A 3,452-nucleotide genomic window follows, 5' to 3' on the forward strand; every position below is an offset into this window, starting at 1 on the left:
GAAGCGGCCGCCTCATCGGGCGGCCGCTTCCGTGTCAGGAAGACACACGGGGTGTGTTCAACCGACACACACCAGAGCCTGTTCCGGGTCGGCATACTCCGCGGCGGCGCGAATGGGCGGGGCCACCGTCACTGGCGCGGAGGTGAAGCGCTCCGGAAGCGGAAAGGCGATCACCGTCGGCTCGGCGGGGGCGGCCGCCTCGGCCCGGTGCTGCGCGCACCACGCGCGGTAGCCCGGCAGCTTCAGCATCCGCAGGATGCGCCGGTCCATGGCGTTGCACAGCAGGATCTCGGTCAGCTGGTACTGCCCCGCGTCGTTCACGCGCAGCTCGGTCACCACCTCGTCGGCAAGCGACAGGAGCTGGGCACGGGGAATCCGGTCCTTGAACTCCTCGAGCTGCTCCTCCACCCACTCGACGTAGGCGCGGCGCAGCGAACGGGGCGAGCGGGAGCTCATCGGCTTCCTCCGACGCTTGAGAGCAAGTGCGGCGTGTAAGGCAAAGGAAGTTCGAAGGTGGCGCGATAGGGTCGAAACCGAATGTCGCGGCAAGTTAGGATCAATGACATGCGGGCGTCAAGGCTTTCGTAAGCCGCGCCATTTCAACGCCCGGCGGCAGTCGTCGCAGAACCCGGCCGCCTTGCGATCGGTGTCGGCAATGTGGCGGGAGGGATACATGACGCACGACTCGCGCCCGCAGTGGTCCGCTCCGTCCAGGTGCGCCAGCTCGTGGAGCGCCTCGGTGAGCAGCCGGCCGCGAAGAACGTCCGCGTCCGCGCCCGATCCGTGTCTCAGCGGCAGCAGCCCGATGACGGCGCAGCACCCGTCCATGGCCGCCTCGCCGAACACGGGGCCGACGCCCTCGGCGCAAAGGCCCGCGTCGGCTATTGCCAGCTTCCAGGACCGCGCACCCGCGCCGTGGCTGGCGATCAGCGCCTGCATGATGTCGCCGGAGTGATACAGATGGCTTTCCGCGTCGCGCCACTCCCCGGCGAGCGCCATCGCCCCGCCGACGCTGCACTGCATTCCCGCGCGCTCGCTCAGGTCGTCGGCCAGAGTTCGGAGCAGCCCCATGGGCACTTCGCCCACAGGGACCAGCTCGACAGGCGGTGGGCCATTGCGGCGGATCACGACGGATCGATCATGCCGGGCGAAAACGAGTGAAGGTAAGGGGGGTGCGTCAGGACAGCTTTGTGCTCGGGCCGGCGCCCCCCATCCCCAGCCCTTCCCCCGCAAACTGCGCGGGGGAAGGGAGCCAGTGTGGAGCGTCCCCCAGACGGTCAGAGCGTCACAAGGGCCTGTCATCCTGAGGCCCAGGCGCTCGGCACTGGCCCGCACACCACCGCACGCGGGCCGCAGGATCTAGCCTGAGGTACGAACTAGCCAGGGCGCGGAAGCGGTCACCGTAGCCGAGGCCTCGGCTGTCGACGCGCGTCGGAGGTGAGGTCGTGGCAACTGGCCCTGTACCCGCCTCGGAGCGTTTGGCGGACGGCCGTGCAGTCCCCGGCTGCCCTCTCCCCCGGCCCCTCTCCCGCAAGCGGGAGAGGGGAGAATTCGATCGCGCTTCGGCCACCCCGTGCGAACGAATCCGGATGCCGAATGCGGGTCACCTCGCCGAACGCGCCCGAATTTCTCCCCCTCCCCTGCGTAGCGGGGGACGGGGGCCGGGGGGAGGGGGCTCCGGCGGCATGCACCGGCACCCATCTCATCCGGTATGAAGTTCCCCCCTCTCCCGGCGCAGTTTGCCGGGGGAGGGGCCGGAGGAGGGGCCGGAGGAGGGGCCGGGGGAGGGGGAACCTACTGGTCCATCCCGTACCGCTGCAGCTTGCGGTACAGCGTCGACGGGTCGATCCCCAGCACCTCCGCGGCCTTGGTCTTGTTGCCGCCCTCGGAGTGCAGCACCCAGTGGATGTACGCCCGCTCCACGATCTCCAGCGTGGGATTGGGCGGAAGCGTGGCCGACACCAGCGGCTGCGCCTGGCGCTGGGTGATGCGCGTCGGCAGCGTGGACGCGCCGATCTCGCCGCCGTCCGCCGTGAGCACCGCGGCCCGCTCCAGCGCGTTCTCCAGCTCGCGGACGTTGCCGGGCCAGTCGTAGCTCTGCAGCAGCGCCAGCACCTCGGCCGAGAGGCGCGGGACGGCGCGCCCGCGCTGGGCGGCGAAGCGGTCCAGGAAGAACTCGGCCAGGATGGGAATGTCTTCCGGCCGCTCCTGCAGCTCCGGCAGCTGGAGCGTGATGACGTTCAGGCGGTAGAACAGGTCGCTCCGAAATCCGCCGCGGCGGATCTCCTCGTCCAGGTCGCGGTTGGTGGCCGCCATGATGCGCACGTCCACCGGCACCGGCTCCGTCGCGCCCACCGGAATCACCTCGCGCTCCTGCAGGGCGCGAAGCAGCTTCACCTGCAGGGCGGGCGACATTTCGCCCACCTCGTCCAGGAAGAAGCTGCCTCCCTTGGCCGCCACGAACAGCCCCTGCTTGTCGCGCACCGCGCCCGTGAACGAGCCGCGCACGTGCCCGAACAGCTCGCTTTCCAGCAGGTTCTCGGGAAGCGCGCCGCAGTTGATGGAAACGAACGGGCCGTCCCCGCGGTCGGAGATGGTGTGGATGTACCGCGCCAGCACCTCCTTGCCCGTTCCCGACGCGCCGGTGATGAGCACGGTGGAGTCGCTGGGGGCCACCGTTTCCGCCGTCTTCAGCACGTCCACGAAGCGCCGGCTGCGGCCGATGGGGCGCGTGGTGTCGGAGCGGTCGCGGCGGCGGATCTCGGTCTTCAGCGCCTGGTTTTCGCGCTTCAGCTGGCGCGACTCGGCGGCGCGGCGGCAGATGGCGACCAGCTCGTCGTTGCTGAAGGGCTTCTGGATGTAGTAGAACGCCCCCTCGTTCACCGCGCGCATGGCCGTCTGCAGTGACGCCTGCGCGGTCATCAGGATCACGGGGAGGGACGGGTCTGATTCCTTGGCGGCCATCAGCACCTCCAGCCCGCCGACGCCGGGCATCCGCACGTCGGAAAGCACCACGTCGGGGCGCACGTCGGCGATGCGGTCGATGCCCGCCTGGCCACCAACGGCCGTCTCCACCTGGAATCCCTCGCGCTTGAGCAGGATGCGCAGGGTGTCGAGGATGCCGACCTCGTCGTCGACGATGAGGATCTTGGGTTCGCTCACGGGCTCGCGGGAAGAACGGTAACGACGGTCAGGACGGTACCCACGGTCACTACGGTCAGGGCAGACGCAAGATCGGGGCGCCGGTTCGGCGGATGCGAGGCGATGCTGGTTCTGAGGCGCTTCGACGTGAATCGGCGCATGCCGCGGCCGCCCCCCTCTCCCGGCCTCTCCCCCATAAACCCCATGGGGGAGAGGAGAATTCGACTGCACTCCGGCTAGCCTCGCGCACTCGACTGGCTCCCTTCCCCCGCGGCTGTTTGCGGGGGATGGGTTGGGGATGGGGGGCCCCG

General features: G+C 69.7%; 3 protein-coding genes. All 3 read right to left on the reverse strand.

Features of this window, described 5'->3' with window-relative positions:
• Nucleotides 1-57: 57 nt before the first annotated feature.
• Nucleotides 58-456: a hypothetical protein gene (locus VF632_RS14500; RefSeq protein WP_331023627.1), complete on the reverse strand. Its 399-nt coding sequence runs from the start codon at nt 454-456 to the stop codon at nt 58-60.
• A 117-nt stretch (nt 457-573) separates the two neighbouring features.
• The gene (locus VF632_RS14505) at nt 574-1,128 is read right to left on the reverse strand and encodes an archaemetzincin (protein ID WP_331023628.1); all 555 of its coding nucleotides are present in this window, start codon (nt 1,126-1,128) and stop codon (nt 574-576) included.
• 666 nt (nt 1,129-1,794) lie between these two features.
• Nucleotides 1,795-3,162: a sigma-54 dependent transcriptional regulator gene (locus tag VF632_RS14510; RefSeq protein WP_331023629.1), complete on the reverse strand. Its 1,368-nt coding sequence runs from the start codon at nt 3,160-3,162 to the stop codon at nt 1,795-1,797.
• Between the last annotated feature and the right edge of the window lie 290 nt (nt 3,163-3,452).

This window comes from Longimicrobium sp. (genome assembly GCF_036388275.1).
Lineage (GTDB): Bacteria > Gemmatimonadota > Gemmatimonadetes > Longimicrobiales > Longimicrobiaceae > Longimicrobium.